We start from the raw sequence: 19,229 nt of genomic DNA, 5'->3' as shown, positions 1-19,229 counted from the left end.
GATAAATGGGAGGTAGGCATACTTGTTTTCCATACAAGACTGGTTTGCAACGACAGATACGCAGAAGGACTGGCTTCGCCGCATCGGCGAAGTGGTGGATAGGCATGCGGCGGAAACGAGAAGGGCCGATGAGACAAACGGCTTCAACTACAGCCTGGTGGCCGATCTGAAGCGGATCGGCTATCCAGTACTGACAGTCCCACGGCAATTCGGAGGTTCGGAGATCACACTGACAGACCTGCTGCTATACCAAGAACGTATCGCCCAAGGAGATGCCTCCATAGCACTGGCGATTGGCTGGCATATGTTTACGATGCATTTCACCCAAACCCGGGTGCGGGAGCCCCGGGTATTCGCCGCGCTGTGTCGTGACGTGCTGGAGCGGGGTGCGCTAGTGAACCGCATAGAGACGGAGGTGGCTACCGGCAGCCCGTCACGGGGAGGCATTCCGCAGACCAGGGCGGAGAGGACGGATTCAGGCTATCGAATTACTGGACGCAAGACGTTTGCATCACTGGCCCCGGCACTGGATTACTTCATTATCTCGGCCTTCGACACGGAGGCTCAGCATATTTCGGAATTCCTGATCCCGAGGGAGGCTCCGGGATTGTCAGTCGAACCTACTTGGGACATGGTAGGGATGAGGGGGACGGGCAGTCATGAGCTGGTGCTTGAAGCCGTTGCCGTTCCAGACGAAGCCAAGCTGTTCGAGAGATCGGATGTATCGGCCCTCTCAGAGCCGATTCCTTATATGCTGTTTATTCCCGCTACCTATCTGGGAATAGCGCTAGGCGCCCGCGAGGAAGCGCTCCGCTTTGCCCAGAAGTATCAGCCCAACTCGCTGGACAAGCCGATCGCTTCGCTTCCGCATGTCCGGCAGCTGATCGGGCAGATCGAGCTGGAGCTGTCGTCCGCGCGGCATTCTCTGTATGGCCTGGCTGGGCGCTGGGAGCAGGAGCATCTGCAGCATCATGCACAGGCGGCGCCCGATCTGGCAGCGATCAAGGTTGTTGCTATCCAGACGGCCTTGTCTGTCGTGGACAAGGCTATGCGCATCGTGGGCGCCCATAGTCTGGCCGCCTCGAACCCCCTGCAGCGGATGTACCGGGATGTCCGGTTCGGGCTGCATAATCCCCCGATGGAGGATGCGGCCATCCGGCAGCTGGCCCAGCGGGCGCTGGGCGAATGACATCCGGATAAACAGGGAGAATTCGAGTCAGGTAAGCCGCTGTCGTGTTCCGCGAGGCAACACGGCAGCGGCTTTTTGTCATGCGTGATGTTTTCCCGGACTCTAGCGATTGCGAGTGTTGTCCTATGCGTATTTTTTCGATAATATAAACTATTATTGCTTAAGGCTTTCATAGATTCGGCGGGAAGTAGAGCAATCCTACATCTTAGACACATAGGCGGTGACAGCTCGCGATGAAGCAGGAGTTGGACTGGGATGTCATATCGGACGATATTGCGTCAGCGATCAGTCAATGGTTCGAACAAATCAGCATCAGAGATGCCGATGTGATAGCCGGGCGTACGACCTTACAGGCGGGCATTTATGATTTTGTCCGTATCGAATACAAGCAAGGAAGCATCGAGGTATTCTCCTCGGATTTTGATTTCAGCATAGCTGAGGTTGAATATAGGGGTGTGCCTCAGCCCAACCGTCTGACGGACGCCCAGCTCGTGGAGGAGCTGCAGCCTCGTATTGATCGGCGGCTTCGGCCCCTCATCGAAGCGCGGCAGCAGACGGCGCTGCTCGACTTTGCCTTTACGGTTCACGGCACGTTCTGGACAAGCGAAGGGATCAGCCGGATGGTGCTGCTAAGGGTCGTGAGTCCGCTCAAGAAGCAGCAGCTTCTTGGAAACATCGAGGCATACATTCAGAGCAAGCTGATGGAGCCCCCAAGCGCTATACCAACCGATGAGCTGGAGACGTTCTTTTTGGCGAGGCATCTCGTGAATCCGGAGCTGTACCCGGACTTGACGGCCAAGGATTTCATCCAGATTTATGAACGGATCGTCGAGATGAACAAGCGAAACAGGGAGAGCGTGCTCCAGCACCGCCATCATATAATCAGTGCCTTGAGGAGCTGGGTAGAGAACGGTCTGCTTCCGCTTTATTACGATATTCATGCGAAGGAATGGCACCGCAAGGAGTATAAGCTCCGGGAGTCTCAGACCGCGCCTGAGCCAGATGAGCAGGCGCTGGAGCTGCTGCTGTTTACGGCGATCCTTATCCTGAAGTATGAGCCCAACTATAGCCGCAGCACCGGTCTCGGCTATCTGGACCGGGCAAAGGAATTAGGCAGCGACCGTGCAGCGCGTATAGTCAAGGAAGGCAGCGGCGATTGGAAGCCGGAGGAAATCGGCTACAAGGATGAGCATGTTACCTGCAAGGCACATGATGTGTTTGCGACGATCACGGTCAAGATCCTGAGAGAGTCGGCCGAGAGCTACGCCAAGGCGCTGGATTTCATCATCCGTCTGCTTAGCAGCGGCTTCCCGAAGAGCTATCTGATTCAGTGCCAGTCTGCGACGAAGCACTACCTGCCGATCAAGGGATTGGCTAGAAGCCAGACCCATTCTTTCTTTGCCAATGCTTTGCAGTATCCCGATCTGCATCCGAAGCTGGAGGCTTACGCCAGACTGGCGATGGCGGAATTCGAATGGTATGGCGATACAGAGGGAGAGAAAAATGGCATGCCCGGCACCTACGCGGTATTCGGCCTGGGACTTGCAGATCCTGAGTATTTTCCGCTCGTGAGGGAATATATGGCACTGCTGGACCGAGAGCATCAATCGGTACAGGATCGGTTCACACTGGCATGGGCGCAGAAGTATGGCGTCAATCCAGACACGATCCCGACTCTGACGGCTTGCTTGCTGGGCTGTACAGATTCGGTCAAGCTGAAGGAGCGCACAGCTTGGAAATCCGCAGACAATCTGCAGGCGCTCGCGGCCAGTCTTCAGACCTGTGAGGGCTATGAGGCTGCGCATGTGATCGATATCATCTGGGGCGGAGCTGATAAGCTTCAAGCCTTGGCTGGCAAGGAGAAGAAAGGGAAGCTGAAAGCCCCCCTTAGCGCGCTGGCCGAGCTCGCCGCGAGGTAGAGCAGGTACGGCTGTGAGAATTAGGATTTGCGGCTGAGCGCGATAGCTTTTATAATGAGACATGAAAGGTGGTCGGTAAAGATGGCAAATCAATTTGCCGCGACTCGATACAGCTCATGCAAAGCCTAACTAGGGGCGATACTTTGCGTGGGCGGAGATGATCAATGATTTGATCGCCCGTAAATAGCTTATATCGTTTCTAATAATGGGCTTTGCACCTTATTTTCTTCATTAAAATAATAAGGGGCTGAAAGCAATGGTTACACCATTCATTAGAAACCATCAATATAACGTTATTAAGAAACAAGCCGGTCTGCTGCAGCAGGCATGCCAGACCGTGTCCGATCCGAAAGTCGTGGAATCGGTTAGATACAGTGCTCAACATAAAATTTCAGAAGCATTCCCGGAAGCCACAGAGCTCCAAAAGCAGCAGCTGGATCAGATTTCGACTTTGAAGACGACGGAAGATTTCCAGCAGTATTTGCAGGCACTCGAGCCTTATTTGACGGACTTCGGGCAAGTAACGGGAAAGCAGCTCAATAAACTTTTTCCTAAAATTAAGAAATTGAAAATACCTGATCTCAGCGAGATCGATTACCGGCGCACCACTTATCTGGGCTGGGTCGACATTGCGGTCAATAAGATGTTTCTCGTCTATCCTCTGAACGGACAGTTCATGGGTATCGAAGGCAGATTTACACCGATGAATAAGGGTGTATGCTTCTTGTGCAACCGGCACGAAGAGCTTGCGTTATTCACAGCGGTTACGAAAACAAAGCCTGCCAACGCTTCATCGGATTATTATAAAGCCATTGGCAATTATGTATGTGTAGACAGTCACGTATGCAACAAGAACATTACGGATGTCACCGTCCTGGAAAAATTCATTCGAGAAGTGACGGGATATTCTGCATCTTAATGGACGAACAAGCTCATACTGAACGCATTCGGGCCGGAAACGGGCCTGAATGCGTTTTTCTTTTTTTGGCGTAGCTTCCAACTTACACATAAATAAACCACTGAAAATTTTAAAATCAAACATTTACATTTCTAAAGGATGGGATTATAATCAAAGCAAAAGTTGTGTGATACTAATTTTTTTGCATACAAGCAACTTTTCTTGGAGGGATCCGCATGACTGAACATGACAAAACAACAATGGCCGCGGCTTCGGTGCTCCGTGGAGATACAAGAGGAATGAAACGGCTGCTGCCATTCCTTGGGCCTGCTTTTATTGCAGCGGTAGCGTATCTGGACCCCGGCAATTTTGCGACGAATCTGACAGCAGGCTCTCAATATGGCTATCTGTTGTTATGGGTAGTCGTGGTATCGAATCTGATGGCCGTGCTGATTCAATCTTTATCTGCCAAGCTCGGCATTGCGACCGGCCGGAATCTCCCTGAAATTGCCAGGGAACGGTTCCCGAAGGGAGTGTCCATTTTCCTGTGGATACAGAGCGAGCTTGTCATTATTGCTACGGATCTGGCTGAATTTATCGGCGCTTCACTCGGTCTGTACTTGCTGTTCGATATCCCGATGCTGATGGCTGCGCTGATTACAGCCGCCGGGTCCTTCGCAATCCTGGAGCTGCAGCGCCGGGGCTTCCGTTCCCTGGAGGCCGGGATCGCGGCGATGGTGCTGATCGTCGTATTGGCCTTTGCCTTCCAGATCTTTGTCGCTAAGCCCGATATGGGAGCTGTCGTGATCGGTTCACTTACGCCCCGCTTCGAAGGCGTAGACAGCGTGCTGCTGGCCGCAGGCATGCTGGGGGCGACGGTTATGCCCCATGCGATCTATCTGCATTCCTCGCTGACGCAGAACCGCATCGTTGGGCGGAATGAGAAGGAGAAGAAACAAATCTTCAAATGGGAATTTATCGATATTATCCTGGCGATGGTCATTGCCGGAGCAGTCAACATGGCGATGGTCGTTGTCGCCGCGGGACTTTTCCATCAGCAGGGTGTGGTCGTTGACGATCTGATCGTCGCTTATCAGCAGTTCGGCGTCCTGGCCGGTCCTGCTACGGCTGTCTGCTTCGGTCTGGCCCTACTGATCGCAGGTCTATCCAGCGCGTCGGTCGGCACGATGGCCGGGGATGTGGTGATGCAGGGCTTCATCAAGAGACGGATTAATCTATACGTTCGCCGGGCGATTACGACGATCCCGCCGCTCACGCTAATCCTGCTCGGGATTGATGCTACCAAGGCTTTGATTGTCAGCCAGGTCGTCTTATCTTTTGGTATTGCCTTTGCACTTATACCTTTGATTTTGTTCACGAGCAACCGGTCGATTATGGGCGGTCTGGTGAATCATCGCGTCACCTCGACGCTAGGCTGGATCATCTCAGCCATCGTCATTGCGTTGAACGTATTCCTGGTCTTTAATCTGTAATTGTGTAAAAGCTTGAGCGATCAAGCTTTTTTTATTTGCTCATGTTACATTAGAAGAGATATCCTTATTCACAAGGAAGATAAAAATACGGAGCCGAATATGAAACGGTAACGGACACATGGGGGTGCGAGCATGATTTATATGGAGACAGCGAGACTGCAGCTGCGCGACTGGGAAGAAACGGACTTAGAACCGTTTAGCCGACTCAATGCCGACGAAGAGGTGATGACTTATTTTACTAAAACTTTATCAGCCGAAGAAACCCATGTGTTCTATCAATCTATTGTTTCCGAGTTTAAAGCATGCGGATATGGGTTGTATGCCGTGGAAGTAAAAGAAAATAAAGAATTTATCGGATTTATTGGATTTCGTAGGGCAACCTTCGAGGCAGATTTTACACCGTGTATAGAAATTGGATGGCGACTGAAAAAAGCAGCCTGGGGAAAAGGGTATGCAACGGAGGGAGCAGAGGCTTGTTTACAATATGGATTTAACAGCTTGGGCTTTGTTGACGTTTATAGTTTTACAGCTGATCTGAACGCTCCTTCGAAAAACGTCATGAAAAAAATCGGCATGAGCTTTATGAAAACATTTGATCACCCTAAAGTTGAGAAAGGCAGTCTTTTATATAAGCATGTGTTATTTCATGTCAACCGGGATTTCAAGAGAAGTAAGTCATAATCAATCTCGGGCCCTAGATCATTAAATATTTTACAATCAAGCCACTTGCTAAAAGTGGCTTTTTTCCATAATAATTAATAGATCGCAGGCGATTGTGTCCTATTCAAGTCCGTTTCAAAAAAGTTTCAGAACGTCCCGATATAATAGAAGGTGAGTCATCGGACCTAATTTTACTTTGGATTTTAGGCCAAATGGAATATGATAGAATGACAGACAAACGAGGAGAGGGAAATCGATGGAACATGTTCACGGCTCCTATGACATGGAGCTCATTGTATTTTCGTATATAGTGGCAGTCTTAACCTCATATACGGTACTTAGTCTGGCTGGCAATCTGGGTCGCGCTCGCGGAAGGAGCCGATGGATTTGGGTTTCAGTAGGAGCGGCGGCTATGGGCCTCGGGATCTGGTCTATGCACTTTGTCGGCATGCTGGCTTTCTCGCTGCCATTCCCCGTCGCCTACGATGTGATGAAGATTGCGCTTTCTGTCGTCGCGGCGATCGCTTCATCCTGGGTCGCGCTGCTGATCGTGGGCCGGGCACAGGTTACCATCGTGCAGTGGCTGAGCGGCAGTCTGATGCTGGCTGCCGGCATCGTGGCTATGCATTATATCGGCATGGATGCGATGCAGATCGATATCACCTATCGTCCCGGACTGGTCGGACTCTCTGTCTTTATCGCCGTGGCAGCTTCGCTGGCGGCCCTGGCCCTGTCTTCCTATTTCCGCAGGGGAGGCAAGCAGGGGGAGGTATGGAAGAAGCTTGGCAGCGGATTGCTGATGGGAGCCGCCATTGCCGGTATGCATTACACGGGGATGTACGCTGCGCAGTTTCAACTGGGGGAAAAATCTGCATCATCGTCCGGCATCCTCCTCGATCCGAAATGGCTGGCTTATGTCATCGCCTTTGGCACCCTGGCCGCACTGGGCTTCTCCTTGCTGGGTGTGTTTTTGTCCCGGCGGTTTGAACGGCAGCAATCGGTCATTATCGAGAACGAAAATATGTACAAGTCGCTATACGACAACAACAAGGACGGGATTATTACTGTCGATCTCGATCACCGCGTTCTTGCGATCAATCCGGCTGCCTCCCGTATTGCGGGCGTCGACGGAAGGGCTTTTGTCAACCGGCCGCTGGCCGAATTCATCGATGTGGCCATAGGCCGTGAGAACTGCCGGAGCCAGGAACTCTTGAACTCGCCGAATGGGGCCAAGCACAGCTTCGAGGCGAAAATTCAGCTTCTATCGGGACAGCAGCTTGATCTGCACGTGATGAATGTACCGCTTGAGATCGAGGGAGATATGGTGGGACAGTACATCATTATCCGCGATATTTCGGAAGAAAAACAGGCTAAGGAACGCATTCATCATCTGGCCTTTCACGATGAGCTAACAGGGCTCCCGAATCGGCGGAAATTCAACCAGAATCTGGAGCAAGCTCTCGAGGAAGCGAGGCCCCGCGGGGCGAGCTTTGCCGTGATGGTGATGGACTTCGACCGGTTTAAAAATATTAATGATTCTCTGGGCCATACCTATGGCGATATTTTCTTGCGTGAGATGAGCGAGAGAATCAGCAGGAGCTTGGAGGGCCAGAACGTCGTGCTGGCCCGGATGGGCGGCGACGAGTTCACTCTATTGGTCGAGGGGGCGGAAGAAGAACAGGCCTCCCGGCTCGCCGAGCGGGTCATTGCCGAGCTGCAGAAGCCTTATCGCTTGAAGGAAAATGACTTCTACGTCACGGCGAGCATTGGCATCGCTATGTTCCCGGAGCATGGACAAGATTCCACCCAGCTGCTGAAGAACGCGGACTCTGCCATGTACGAGGTGAAGAAGAAGGGCAAGAATGGCTATAAGTTTTACAATAGCGAGCTCAATAACAAGCTGCAGGAAAAAATCGAGCTTGAAGGTGAGCTGCGCAAAGCGATAGAGCGGCAAGAACTGTTTCTGCATTATCAGCCTCAAATCCGGGCGCAGGATGGCATGATGATCGGCGTAGAGGCGCTGGTCCGCTGGAGGCATCCGTCGAAGGGGATTATTTCGCCAGGGACGTTTATCCCCATAGCCGAGGAGACGGGTCTGATCAGTGAGATCGGAACTTGGGTGCTGCGGGAGGCTTGCCGCCAGATGAGGGAGTGGCATGAGGGCGGAGGTCCTCTGATCCCGGTATCCGTCAATCTCTCTTCCCAGCAGTTCCACCAGAGCAATCTGGTCGCCTACATCCGCGATATTCTGGACGAAACGGGTCTGGAGCCCAAATATCTGGATCTGGAGATTACGGAAAGCATGATGATGGACCCGGCCGTGTCGATTCAGATTCTCAATGAGCTGACGCGAATCGGGATTCGCATCAGTCTGGACGATTTCGGAACGGGTTACAGCTCGCTCAGCTATCTCAAGCTGTTCCCGATCCACAAGCTGAAGATCGACCGATCCTTTATCCAGGATATTACCGGCAATAAAAATGACAAAGCGATCGTTGCGACGATCATCTCCATGGCTCAGCATCTGGATATGGAGGTTATCGCCGAGGGGATCGAGACGAAGGAGCAGCTCGATATTCTGATGTACAACGATTGCAAGGAAATCCAGGGCTATTATTACAGCCGGCCTCTATCGGCTGTTGATGTTGAGCAGGCGTTCTTCGCTCCACAGCGGGGGTTGGCTTAACGGGACAGGGAGATTGAGAGGTAGTCCAGGGCAACCCGAGAAAATGTTGTCATTTTGTGTGCGGCGCTACAGTAATGCAGGTCAACCTGTGTTATTCTATTTCTCGTAGCCAACATGGCAAATGCAGGACATTGGATTCGGGGGGACTTATCTATGAATAAAAAATCAATCGCCACCACGGTCGGAGCTCTCATCCTGGGCGTAGCCGCAGGAGCCGGCATTATGCTCAACGACACGGCATACAGCTCAGTTAAGCAAGCCATCGGTCAAGGGGCAACGAATAATGCAATCGGCGGCATCAATGGGCAAAATATCGCTAGCATGGATATCGAAACGGCATTGATGGCTGTCCAAAGTGAGCGTACCCGCTTGCTGGATGCTCAGCTTCAGGAGCAGATCAAGGCGGTGCAAGAACGTAATACTCAAATGGCTCAGCTCAATTCACTGCTCAATGAGCTTAGAGTTCAGCGCACGGGCCAGGCTCCTTACAGTTTGCCCGCTGGTCTGCATGATCAGGTAAAGATGCATCTGATCCAGTATGCTTCCAAAACGAGCTTCAATGCGGCGGAGATGGATTCCATGATTCAAGAACTTAAGCAGAAGATTGATGCGGCAAATAATTCCCAGCAGATGGATATGCTCCGGCTGCAAAGCATGAGCAACAAGCGCAACGAGGCATTTGACGTCATGACCAATTTCGTCAAAAAGATGCAGGATAGCCGCAGCAGTATCATTGGCAATATGAGATAGAGGATATATAATAAGGAAAACGGAACTGGAATCTGCTATGGCGGGTTCCTTTTTCCATGTAGAGAGGTTGCGCGCACATGGCCAATATCGTAGATATATTGCGAGGGCATTCGCTGCTGCACGGCGTACCGGACCATGAATTGTCGGTCGCGGCCGCGACGATGAGCGCCGTGAGCTATAGGGATGGGGAGACGATTATTAAAGAAGGCGCTGACGGCACCGATTGCTTCTTCATCGTGTCAGGCGAGGTCCGGGTTATGGCCCGCAGCCTGATCGGCCGCAGCGTTCAGCTGGCTACGCTGGGCCCTGGTGCTCTGATCGGCGAGATCGCGTTGCTCTCCACGGAGCCAAGAACGGCAACGGTCTGCGCTGCGGGACCGGTCGACGCTCTTCGGCTGGACCGGGATGCCTTCCAATCCTTATCGGCATCCAGCCCATTCTTCCACGAGAGCCTCACCTATGGAGCGAGAATCCGCGGTATACACGGTCTGTTGAGCAAGGCTTCCATCTGGTCGTCGATTCCCGATTCGGAGCTGAGGGGGCTTGCCGAAATCTCGCTGCTGCGTCAGGTCAAGCCGGGTGAGGTCATTGTGCGGGAAGGAGAGCCGGGCCGCGAATTCTATACCGTGGGCTCCGGCAGCTTCGAGGTCCGCATCGGTGGCAAGCGGGTCGCGGTGCTCGGACGAGGCGATTATTTCGGAGAGATCGCGTTGTTGGCCGGTGTCCCGCGGACGGCTACGGTGACGGCGCTCGAGGAGGGTCAGCTTCTGTCTATGGGCCAGGAGGAATTTGGATTTATTCTGAAGCAATACGAGCCGGTGAAGCGGCAGTTCCTGTCGGCCCTGGGCATCCGTATGCCCGATCTGGCAGAGGCTGCAGCGAGACAATGGACAGATGGAGACGGCTATAAGGACGGCTCCAAGGCGCCACCTGCTATCGGTCGTCCAGCTCCGTCAGAGCCGCTGACGAGACTGGCCAACCGCCAGCGTTGGGTGGATGTGCTGCTGCTCATGGGGGGTCTGTTCCTCGCGACAACCCTGCTGGCGATCTGGCTGGGCGGCAGGTTCTGGGTGTATGCGGCTTTGCTCGTGGGTGGCATGGCGGGGCCGGTCACTTTCGTCGCTTATGCGAGAAGCTCACAATTGCTCGGCTTCCGCTTAACACGCCTGGTTAGCGTATTCCTAGCATCCGCCGTCATTGCGGGACCGCTGGCTCTTTTCGTGGAAAAGCGGTGGCTGTTCAGCAGCGTTTCGGACGGACAAGCCTTCTCGCAGCTCCACTTGCCGCTATCCGTCGCATTGATCGAGGAAGCTTCAAAGCTGCTGATCTGCTACTTCTTCTTAAGAGGCCGGAAGCAGCGCTTCAAGATGGACGCTGTCGTCTTCGGCGCCTCTGCCGGGATGGGATTCGCCGCGATCGAGAGTGTGATCTATGGCTGGAACTTCCTGGGGGATGGCGCTACGGGAAGCATGCTCGCGGTTCTGTGGATGAGAGGGCTGCTTTCTCCCTTCGGGCATGGCACATGGACGGCGATCGCTGCTGTCGGCATATGGCTTGGCTTACGCAGGAGCCCAGGAGGCGGCAGAGCCGCCGCGCTGATGAAGATGGCGGGCCTGCTGGCTGCTGCCGTGCTGCTGCACACGCTCTGGGATTACCACTTTGCGAGCGGGCTGCTGAGGATAGCCGTCATGGCGGCAGCCGGAGCGGCGGGGATCATGCTGCTGCTACGGCTGATCCGCACCGGCTCGGAGGAAGAGCTGCAGGCACTGACCTCACTGAATCCGGAGCTTAGTGCGGACCGGACTGTGGCGGAGGAGCCAGTGACCGCAGAGAGCACGCGGATGTTGACCTGCCAGGCATGCGGTACATTATGTCCGCCCGACACCCGCTATTGTCCGCGCTGCGGACAAGCGCTGCGGCTGAATGTGGAGATCTAATAGAAAACCTTAATTTTTCATAGAAAACTTCTATCAGAGGACGATTGACGACCATGAACGGAAAATGGTACGTTAATCCAAGATTAAATCTTATTTAGTTGATGAATATTATCGGAATTAATAACAATTGAAAAATAGGGAAGGTGTCGACACCGATGACTCATTCAGGCCAACTCTTGATCAGAGATGCCCGCGATAGCGATAAGGAGGTTATCCGCAGCCTCATGTTGAATGCTTACAGCCAATACGAGCAGGTGCTGCCTGCCGAAAGGTGGGTGCCGTATCGCGAATCGATCAGCTCGTCGGTTGATGGCGATGGACCGATAGCACGGATTGTCGCAGAGATCGACGGACGCGTGGTAGGCAGTGTGCAGATGTACATATCCGGTGAGGTCGCCTACGGCAGGCCTGAATTGAACCTTCATTCCCCTATTATCCGCTTGCTGGCTGTATCGCCCGATGTCAGGGGCCGAGGCATTGCTACGGAGCTCATCCGCGAGAGCGTACGGCGTTCCGTAGCGCTGGGGGCTACGACACTTCATCTGCACACATCGGATATGATGGAATCGGCTGTGAAGCTGTATGAGCGGCTGGGATTTGAACGTGCATCCGACAAGGACATCATGAATGGGGAAACGCTCGTCAAGAGCTACCGCCTGCAGTGGTCCGATCACGCGGAAATCAGCCATTTGGTGGGACAGCAGGCGTAGCCTTGCGCAGAGGGTTAACAGCAGATAGGGAATGTACGTGGAGGAGCTGCCTGGGCCGGGCAGCTCTTTTTGGAGTTCTCAGGGGTTCCCCGGTCTCTAGCTGCTCATCGATTCGAGGAAAGCATTCACCAGACCATGGGGATGTTCCGGAGTCGAGCTGAGCTGAGGCACGAAGAGAGTGCCCATATAGAAAGGATGTTCCGGCAATTCGATGATTCTGGGCTGAGCGTGGGCATCTTCCCCCGTTATTCTTAATCCGGCTTCGTGAATCATCCGCTGATATTCAGGGTTGAGTCCATACTTACATCGGAAGGCTTCCGTTACACGTGACTGCTGATAGATGCCGAACGCCCGTGAAGGCTGCTGGATGATATCCATTCGATCCCGATGCGAAGCCCTGCTTGCCGTGCCGCGTGCAGGAGCGCTTCGCACGTAGTTCGTTGAGACGGATACGCCGGATTGTAATCGCCGATAATGCCGATGTTCATATAAACCTCCTATAGATGCTTCCTGCATGGATTCCCCAGATAGATGCCTGTCAAGCATGCTCGCATAGGCCTAGTATATCATGAAGAAGTAACCGCGGAGAGGGCCCTGCAGCCGTTACCTTTCATCGTGCTGGCAGCCGGAATGCAGTATGAAAATGAGGCCTGCAATTGTCACCATTTTTACATTGACAACCATCCAGCCTGATCCTATAATTCATTTAACAATAATGATAATCATTTTCAATTAATGTTTTAAATTCTGATTACATATAAGGAGATGAGCCTATGTCAGACACAAGCTGGCCGATTCGCCGTTTGTTGATTGGGGCAGTTTGTGTGTTTTTACTGGCGGGAAGCCTTTTTTTTTCGGCTTCTTCGTCGCTGCAGGCAGCTGCCGGCGAGCCAGCTAATGGGGAGAATCTGAGTTCCGTCGTTGCGCAAGCGGAAGCGCTGAAGGCCTACCTCGAGACCGGGGACCTGGAGCGGTCGGCGCAAGCTTTCGGGGCGGTCAAGAAATGGTGGAGCTCGAGCAAAGCGGCCGTCAAGCAGGACTCGCTGCAGCTGGCGCTCGAGATCGATAACGAGGTGGCCGGACTGTCGCTGGCCCTGCTGAACAAGGATGCGGGCAAGGCGCAGGAGCTGGCTGCGACCCTTCATTTCTCCTTGCTGAATTACCGTGACGGTGCATACGCGGACAATGAAGGGAAAACCCGGATGACACTGGATGCTTATATCCTGAAGCTGAGAGCGGCTGGAGATCTCATCGGACGCGAGCAGTGGACGGAGGCTAGTGCTCAAGTGAAGCATCTCCAGCAGCAGTGGCTGTCGGTCGAGGGAGATATCGTGAGCAGGTCGCAGACGGTTTACAATGCGTCCGAGCGCGACCTTGTGCTGTTGGATGCTTACCTGAACAGTGAGGACAAACGCCCGCAGGCCAAGGCAATTGTCGACCGGATGATCGAAGCGCTGACGCCGCTCACTGGCGCCTCGTACTCGTGGTGGGATGCGGCGCTAATTCCGGTCCGGGAAGGGATGGAGGGGCTCCTCGTCGTCGGTGCGCTGCTGATGTATGCGAATAAGGCAGGCTCGGCGGCCGCCCGGCGCTGGGTGATCGGCGGGTCCGCCGCCGGCGTGATCCTCTGCATCGGGGCCGGCTTTGCGGTAGCCTTCCTGCTGTCATCAGGGGCCTTCGGCCGCAACAATGCGCTGATCAATGGGTGGACGGGCGTGCTGGCGAGTGTCCTGCTGCTCTATGTCAGCTACTGGCTGCACCGGAACTCGGATGTCAAGCGGTGGAATCAATACTTGTCAGCCAAGAGCTCGCAGGCGATCTCCGGAGGAAGGATGGCTAGTCTCGCGCTGCTGGCGTTATTCGCGATCGTACGTGAAGGACTCGAAACCGTTATTTTCCTGATCGGCATGGCTGGGAAAATGTCCGGAGGCGAGCTGGCGGCCGGGATTACGGCAGGCTTCGGCGTGCTGGCGGCCTGTGCGTTCGTTGTGATCAAGGCAGGGACACGGCTGCCGGTCCGGCCGGTATTTACGGTGTCCAGCGTCATTGTGTTTTATCTTTGCTTTAAATTCATGGGGTCGGGCATTCACAGCCTGCAGATGGCCGGGCTACTGCCGACTACGATGCAGGATTACCTGCCCGAGCTTCTCTCTATCAGTCTGTACCCGTCGTGGGTCAGCACGCTGCCGCAGCTGCTGCTCGTGGCTGCAGGTCTGATCGCTCTCCTTGTGCAGCGGCTGACCCGCAAACAGAACGGAAGCCTTACCATCTCATAGGCGCGAGCCGCCATGATCGGAGGAATTATCCATGTTCAAACCTTTGGCTACTGCAGCTTCCGCTTCACTCGCCGCAATGCTGCTGCTTAACGGCTGCACCAGCGCTCCGGGCACCCCGAACACTACGAATGCCCCCAAGCAGGAACCGGCTCAAGGAACCGTTCAGCAGGAGAAGGCGCCTTCTATAGAAGGCAAGAGTGCGATCCAGCAAGGAACCGCCAAGCTGCAGGAAGAAACCAAGAAGTTCCAGGACGCGGTGAAGAAGCAGGATACTGCCGAAGTAAAGCGTCTGAGCAAGTCCATCAATGATATCTGGATTTCGTATGAGAATGCCGTCCGGCAATCCTTCCCGTTAGAGTATACGGACGTGGAAAAGTATGAAATGCCGATTTTCTCCGCTTCGGCCTTTGACAAGGTGGATTTTGTAGCTCTGACGGTTACGGCCGACAAGCTGCAGGCTGCGCTAACCAAGCTGCAGAATGCCAAGGAATCGACTGCGAGCACATCCGAGCTGCTGAACCAGGCGGTCGCGGGCTATAAGGCGTTCGTAGACGAGCAGGCCGATAAGCTGGCCGCCGGGACCAAGACCTTTGCCGCAGCTGTGAAGGCCGGTAATATCGAGCTGGCCAAGCAGGAATATGTGAAGGCCCGGGTCTACTTTGAGACGATCGAACCGATCGCCGAGAGCTTCGGGGATCTCGATCCGAAGATCGATGCCCGTCTGGCGGATGTTGAGAAGGAAGAGGAATGGACGGGGTATCACCGAATCGAAAAGGCACTGTGGGCAGATCATTCACTGGCCGGCCAAGACAAATACGCCGATCAGCTGATCCAGGATACGGAGGAGCTGCAGAAGCAGATCAAGTCGCTCAAGCTGGAGCCGAAGACGATGGTGGCCGGTGCGATGGAGCTGTTGAATGAAGCGGCCACGTCCAAGATTACCGGAGAAGAGGAGCTGTACTCCCGGACCGACCTCGTCGATCTGGCTGCCAATGTGAACGGGTCCAAGATCGTCTACCTTGCCATTATTCCGGCCTTGAACGAGAAGAACCCCGGATTGGGCACTCAGTTGGACAAGCAATTCATGGCGATGGAGGAAACGTTGCTGAAGTATCAGAAGGACGGGCAGTATGTGACCTACGATAAGCTGACAGCCGAACAAATCCGCCAGATCAGCGATCAGCTCGGTCAGCTGTCGAATCTGATGAACCAGTCGGCCGCTATTCTATAGAGCGCAGAGGAGGGGCAGCTATGGAGAGGACGCCGAAGGACGCTGGAATTACGCGCCGTGAATTTCTGAAATGGTCAGCCGTAGCGGGATCGGGTATTGCTATGGGGGCTGCGGGGGTGAGCGCGATCCTGGGCCTTAGCCAAGCGCCCGGCAAGGTATCGGAGGCTGCGGGTGCCGGCCAAATCCCGATGTACGGGGAGCATCAGGCGGGGATCGTCACGCCGCAGCAGACCTACATGTATCTGGCCAGCTTCCAGATCACGGCGGCCGATCGGCCGGCGGTTATCGGGTTGTTCCGCGACTGGACCCGGTTCAGCGACCTGAGCACCCGCGGAGGCACGATGCAGTCCGGTGACAACAAGCTGCTGCCACCGAGCGACACGGGCGAGACGCTGGATTTGCCAGCGTCTCGGCTGACGGTCACGTTTGGCTTCGGACCTGCATTCTTCAGCCAGGACGGAAAGGACCGGTTCGGGCTGGCGGCTCAAGCGCCCCGCTATCTGAAGGACATTCCGCGGATGCCGCGGGAGAATCTGGACAAGACGCTGTCGGGCGGGGATGTATGTATCCAGGTATGCGCCGAGGATCAGCAGGTAGCTTTTCATGCGGTCCGTAACTTCATTCGTCTGTCGACGGGCTTGGCCTCGCTGAAGTGGCTGCAGGAAGGATTTATCAGCGGCGGGACAGCCGGGCAAACTCCGCGCAACCTGTTCGGATTCAAGGACGGTACGGCCAACCAGCTGCATCAGACTCCCGAAGGCTACCAGGATGTGGTCTGGGCCGGAGAAGGGGAGCCCTCCTGGATGGCCGGAGGCACCTATCTCGCTTACCGGAAGATCCGGATGCTGCTGGAGGTCTGGGACCGGACGCCGCTGTCCGACCAGGAGGATACCTTCGGACGGAACAAGACTTCCGGCGCCGCTTACGGTGCCAAGCATGAGTTCGATCCGGTCGATCTGGGGCAGCTTCCTGCGAACGCCCATGTCACGCTGGCGAAGCAATCGGGCAAGCTGATCCACCGCAGAGCCTACTCGTACACCGGAGGGATCGACCCCCGTACCGGTCATATGGATGCGGGGCTGCTATTCATCAGCTATCAGCGAAACCCGGACGAGCAATTCCTGCCGATGCTGAAGCTCATGCAGAGCCAGGATAAGCTCAATGAGTATGTGTCACATGTGGCGAGCGCAATGTTTGCCTGTCCGCGCGGGCTCCGGGAAGGCGAGTATCTCGGGCAAGTCCTGTTCGAAGCTTAGCGGTCCTAATTGCATGTTTCACTTCAACTTATTACCAAGACAAGCAGCCGTCTGCCTCATGCGGGCTGCTTGTCTCTTTGTGTATTCAGCCACCCTAATTTGTTATTATCCGAATAGGCGAGTAAAATAAAAGAATTATAATTTTCAAAGGATGGTTATTTTCATGAAATTGGTTTTTCCAAAAGTAGGGACAGAGGAAGAAGTCACGTCTTTGGCTCGCCTGGCTTCGGATATTTGGCACGAATATTATCATTTTATTATCTCCGTTGAACAAATCGATTACATGATTGGGAAGTTTCAATCCGTTCCGGCCATTACGGATCAGATCCGCAATCAGGGTTACGAGTATTACTTCATGAATGTCAATGGCAGCAACATCGGCTATGTGGGGATCAAGCAAGAAGAAGGCAAGCTGCTGCTAAGCAAGTTTTATATACAGAAGGAGCATCGGGGACAAGGTTATGCAAGCCAGGCTATGGAGTTCCTGGTGAACCTATGCCAGACTCGGAAGCTCAGCGTAATGTGGCTTACGGTCAACCGGCATAACGAGGTCTCCATTGCAGTTTATGAGAAGAAAGGATTTAGAACCGTACGTACTCAAGTCGCGGATATTGGAAATGGGTTTGTGATGGATGACTATATTATGGAGAAAGAAGTGGTTTGGGAAGCAAGCTCCTAAGCTATACATACGGTGATATCCAATAGACAAGAAGCCGCCGGTTCGGGCGGCTTCTTGTCTATTGGGCTTGCCTGGCCGTTTCTCGGCGGGCGTAACGGACTCCACTACCTATCGCTACACGCGGATCGTTCTCTCCAGCGCCAGCAGAAGCGCCTTGACCGCCTCGGAGGTCACCGGATCACTCAGCCGCCCCTCACCGTCCAGCTTGCCGCTGAGCTTCGGAATCAGTAAGGTTGCACCCTCCGCAATACGAGCATTGACCATCGTCAAGACCAAGACGAGGGAGGCGAAGGCATGGACGCCGCCTTGAGGGGAAGGAGAGGCGCTGATCAGCCCGATAGGCTTGTCGTACAGCTCGGCCGAAGAAACGAGCCAGTCCAGCGCATTCTTGAGCACGCCGGGTAGGGCATTCGCGTATTCCGGCGTGCAGATCAGTACCCCGTCCGAGGCCCGCAGCCGCTCGCGGAATTGCTCGACGGCAGCCGGGTAAGGCTCGATGTCCAACTCGGGATTGAACGGGGGAAGGTCGGCAAGGCCTTCATAAAGGGTCAACTGCATCTGCGCCGGCGCCAGCTCCGCAGCAGCCTCCAAGAGAGCCGTATGGGAGGAGCGGCTCCGCAGACTTCCGGAGATGGAGCAGATGCGCAAGGTACGTTCGGTCATCATTTCAGTTCACCTGCTCTTCTTGATTTGAATGCTTCTTGCCTCTCATGGTTCCGGTAAGGTTCCCTTACGGCTTGAGGCTTCTTGGCGAAGGCCGTTCACAATCGCTACTGCTGCGCAGACCTTGTCCGCGTCAAGCGGGGCCGAGACACGGCCTTCCACGCGGACCCCTGTGCCCATATGGACCTCGCTGACGCCGGTCTGCTTGATGAAGGCTGCGAGGGAATCCACACCCAGGCCGCTACCTGCCAGAATCGATATCTGCGATTCCCTGCTGAGAGCGAGCAGATTGCGGATCTCAGCAGCAGCCTCCAGCACGCTCGGCTTGCCTCCCGAGGTGAGGACGCGGTTAATGCCTGGCAGTCGCTCCAGCTGGCGGAACGACTGCTCCAGCGACCGTGTCTCATCGAACGCACGATGGAAGGTCACTGACAATCCTTCGGCCTCACGGAGCAGAGGAAGCAGGGCTTCCTCATCGATATCGCCGTCCGCACTCAGCGCGCCGACGACGATTCCGACGGCCCCGCAGCCTCGGGCAACCCGGATGTCCTCTTGCATCGATTCCAGATCATACCTGTCATACTGGAACGATAGGGCGTGGGGGCGTATCATCACATGTACAGGGATGGTTACGGCACGCAATACGCCGCAGATTAACCCGTAGCTAGGCGTAACCCCTCCCTCAGCCAATCCGGAGACCAGCTCGATCCGGCCTGCCCCGGCTTGCTCGGCGATCCGGGCATCCTCCACGCTGGTTGCAATAACCTCTATGAGCATAGCTATGTCCTTTCTCGCTACCTGATTATGATCCAATTCGCAGTTCCAAGATAGCATATCATATTTCTTTTTCATATTTCTTTTGAGAAAAAGGAGAGTGATTAC

16 protein-coding genes are annotated in these 19,229 nt (G+C 54.5%); 13 read left to right on the top strand and 3 right to left on the bottom strand.

Going from position 1 to position 19,229, the window contains the following annotated elements:
• The first annotated feature begins 22 nt into the window (after nt 1-22).
• The 9 genes from WMW72_RS28525 to WMW72_RS28485 all read left to right on the top strand — a co-directional run bounded on the left by WMW72_RS28525 (nt 23) and on the right by WMW72_RS28485 (nt 12,242).
• Entirely contained in the window at nt 23-1,189 is a 1,167-nt protein-coding gene (locus tag WMW72_RS28525) for an acyl-CoA dehydrogenase family protein (protein ID WP_341418990.1), read from the top strand.
• Nucleotides 1,190-1,422: 233 nt separating this feature from the next.
• Nucleotides 1,423-3,108 carry a DUF6138 family protein gene (locus WMW72_RS28520; protein ID WP_341418989.1) on the top strand — a complete coding sequence of 562 codons (1,686 nt, stop codon included), beginning with the start codon at nt 1,423-1,425 and terminating at the stop codon, nt 3,106-3,108.
• Nucleotides 3,109-3,364: 256 nt separating this feature from the next.
• Entirely contained in the window at nt 3,365-4,027 is a 663-nt protein-coding gene (locus tag WMW72_RS28515) for a FusB/FusC family EF-G-binding protein (RefSeq protein WP_341418988.1), read from the top strand.
• A gap of 215 nt (nt 4,028-4,242) precedes the next feature.
• Entirely contained in the window at nt 4,243-5,499 is a 1,257-nt protein-coding gene (locus WMW72_RS28510) for an Nramp family divalent metal transporter (protein WP_341418987.1), read from the top strand.
• Between the two features lie 132 nt (nt 5,500-5,631).
• Complete coding sequence (locus tag WMW72_RS28505; RefSeq protein WP_341418986.1) at nt 5,632-6,180, top strand: GNAT family N-acetyltransferase; 549 nt, start codon at nt 5,632-5,634, stop codon at nt 6,178-6,180.
• Nucleotides 6,181-6,415: 235 nt separating this feature from the next.
• Nucleotides 6,416-8,845, top strand: coding sequence for an EAL domain-containing protein (locus WMW72_RS28500; RefSeq protein ID WP_341418985.1), 2,430 nt, complete (start codon nt 6,416-6,418; stop codon nt 8,843-8,845).
• A gap of 153 nt (nt 8,846-8,998) precedes the next feature.
• Nucleotides 8,999-9,595 (top strand): hypothetical protein, encoded by a 597-nt coding sequence (locus WMW72_RS28495; RefSeq protein ID WP_341418984.1) that lies wholly within the window; start codon nt 8,999-9,001, stop codon nt 9,593-9,595.
• A gap of 77 nt (nt 9,596-9,672) precedes the next feature.
• Nucleotides 9,673-11,532, top strand: coding sequence for a cyclic nucleotide-binding domain-containing protein (locus WMW72_RS28490; RefSeq protein WP_341418983.1), 1,860 nt, complete (start codon nt 9,673-9,675; stop codon nt 11,530-11,532).
• A gap of 155 nt (nt 11,533-11,687) precedes the next feature.
• Complete coding sequence (locus tag WMW72_RS28485) at nt 11,688-12,242, top strand: GNAT family N-acetyltransferase (protein WP_341418982.1); 555 nt, start codon at nt 11,688-11,690, stop codon at nt 12,240-12,242.
• Between the two features lie 96 nt (nt 12,243-12,338).
• On the opposite strand, the gene WMW72_RS28480 is transcribed toward WMW72_RS28485, so the two are convergent.
• Nucleotides 12,339-12,758 carry a CTP synthase gene (locus WMW72_RS28480; protein WP_341418981.1) on the bottom strand — a complete coding sequence of 140 codons (420 nt, stop codon included), beginning with the start codon at nt 12,756-12,758 and terminating at the stop codon, nt 12,339-12,341.
• Nucleotides 12,759-13,015: 257 nt separating this feature from the next.
• On the opposite strand from WMW72_RS28480, the gene WMW72_RS28475 reads away from it, so the two are divergent.
• The 4 genes from WMW72_RS28475 (at nt 13,016) to WMW72_RS28460 (ending at nt 17,684) form a co-directional block, all read left to right on the top strand.
• Nucleotides 13,016-14,518 carry an FTR1 family iron permease gene (locus WMW72_RS28475; protein ID WP_341418980.1) on the top strand — a complete coding sequence of 501 codons (1,503 nt, stop codon included), beginning with the start codon at nt 13,016-13,018 and terminating at the stop codon, nt 14,516-14,518.
• 31 nt (nt 14,519-14,549) lie between these two features.
• Nucleotides 14,550-15,749, top strand: coding sequence for an iron uptake system protein EfeO (gene efeO / locus WMW72_RS28470; RefSeq protein ID WP_341418979.1), 1,200 nt, complete (start codon nt 14,550-14,552; stop codon nt 15,747-15,749).
• Nucleotides 15,750-15,769: 20 nt separating this feature from the next.
• Nucleotides 15,770-17,005, top strand: a complete 1,236-nt coding sequence (gene efeB / locus WMW72_RS28465) for an iron uptake transporter deferrochelatase/peroxidase subunit (protein ID WP_341418978.1) — start codon at nt 15,770-15,772, stop codon at nt 17,003-17,005.
• 163 nt (nt 17,006-17,168) lie between these two features.
• Entirely contained in the window at nt 17,169-17,684 is a 516-nt protein-coding gene (locus WMW72_RS28460; protein ID WP_341418977.1) for a GNAT family N-acetyltransferase, read from the top strand.
• A gap of 114 nt (nt 17,685-17,798) precedes the next feature.
• Here WMW72_RS28460 and WMW72_RS28455 read toward each other — a convergent pair whose 3' ends face one another.
• The gene (locus WMW72_RS28455) at nt 17,799-18,350 is read right to left on the bottom strand and encodes an NADPH-dependent FMN reductase (protein ID WP_341418976.1); all 552 of its coding nucleotides are present in this window, start codon (nt 18,348-18,350) and stop codon (nt 17,799-17,801) included.
• 42 nt (nt 18,351-18,392) lie between these two features.
• Nucleotides 18,393-19,124 carry a copper homeostasis protein CutC gene (locus WMW72_RS28450; RefSeq protein WP_341418975.1) on the bottom strand — a complete coding sequence of 244 codons (732 nt, stop codon included), beginning with the start codon at nt 19,122-19,124 and terminating at the stop codon, nt 18,393-18,395.
• Between the last annotated feature and the right edge of the window lie 105 nt (nt 19,125-19,229).

This window comes from Paenibacillus filicis, from assembly GCF_038070315.1.
GTDB lineage: Bacteria > Bacillota > Bacilli > Paenibacillales > NBRC-103111 > Paenibacillus_G > Paenibacillus_G filicis.
This window is presented reverse-complemented; position numbering and strand designations above follow the sequence as displayed.

Bases quoted from the DNA above. Each gene is read 5' to 3' on its own strand.
- WMW72_RS28520 (WP_341418989.1), top strand. From the start codon at position 1,423: ATGAAGCAGGAGTTGGACTGGGATGTCATATCGGACGATATTGCGTCA.
- WMW72_RS28515 (WP_341418988.1), top strand. From the start codon at position 3,365: ATGGTTACACCATTCATTAGAAACCATCAATATAACGTTATTAAGAAA.
- WMW72_RS28510 (WP_341418987.1), top strand. From the start codon at position 4,243: ATGACTGAACATGACAAAACAACAATGGCCGCGGCTTCGGTGCTCCGT.
- WMW72_RS28505 (WP_341418986.1), top strand. From the start codon at position 5,632: ATGATTTATATGGAGACAGCGAGACTGCAGCTGCGCGACTGGGAAGAA.
- WMW72_RS28500 (WP_341418985.1), top strand. From the start codon at position 6,416: ATGGAACATGTTCACGGCTCCTATGACATGGAGCTCATTGTATTTTCG.
- WMW72_RS28495 (WP_341418984.1), top strand. From the start codon at position 8,999: ATGAATAAAAAATCAATCGCCACCACGGTCGGAGCTCTCATCCTGGGC.
- WMW72_RS28490 (WP_341418983.1), top strand. From the start codon at position 9,673: ATGGCCAATATCGTAGATATATTGCGAGGGCATTCGCTGCTGCACGGC.
- WMW72_RS28485 (WP_341418982.1), top strand. From the start codon at position 11,688: ATGACTCATTCAGGCCAACTCTTGATCAGAGATGCCCGCGATAGCGAT.
- WMW72_RS28480 (WP_341418981.1), bottom strand. From the start codon at position 12,758: ATGCAGGAAGCATCTATAGGAGGTTTATATGAACATCGGCATTATCGG.
- WMW72_RS28475 (WP_341418980.1), top strand. From the start codon at position 13,016: ATGTCAGACACAAGCTGGCCGATTCGCCGTTTGTTGATTGGGGCAGTT.
- efeO (WP_341418979.1), top strand. From the start codon at position 14,550: ATGTTCAAACCTTTGGCTACTGCAGCTTCCGCTTCACTCGCCGCAATG.
- efeB (WP_341418978.1), top strand. From the start codon at position 15,770: ATGGAGAGGACGCCGAAGGACGCTGGAATTACGCGCCGTGAATTTCTG.
- WMW72_RS28460 (WP_341418977.1), top strand. From the start codon at position 17,169: ATGAAATTGGTTTTTCCAAAAGTAGGGACAGAGGAAGAAGTCACGTCT.
- WMW72_RS28455 (WP_341418976.1), bottom strand. From the start codon at position 18,350: ATGATGACCGAACGTACCTTGCGCATCTGCTCCATCTCCGGAAGTCTG.
- WMW72_RS28450 (WP_341418975.1), bottom strand. From the start codon at position 19,124: ATGCTCATAGAGGTTATTGCAACCAGCGTGGAGGATGCCCGGATCGCC.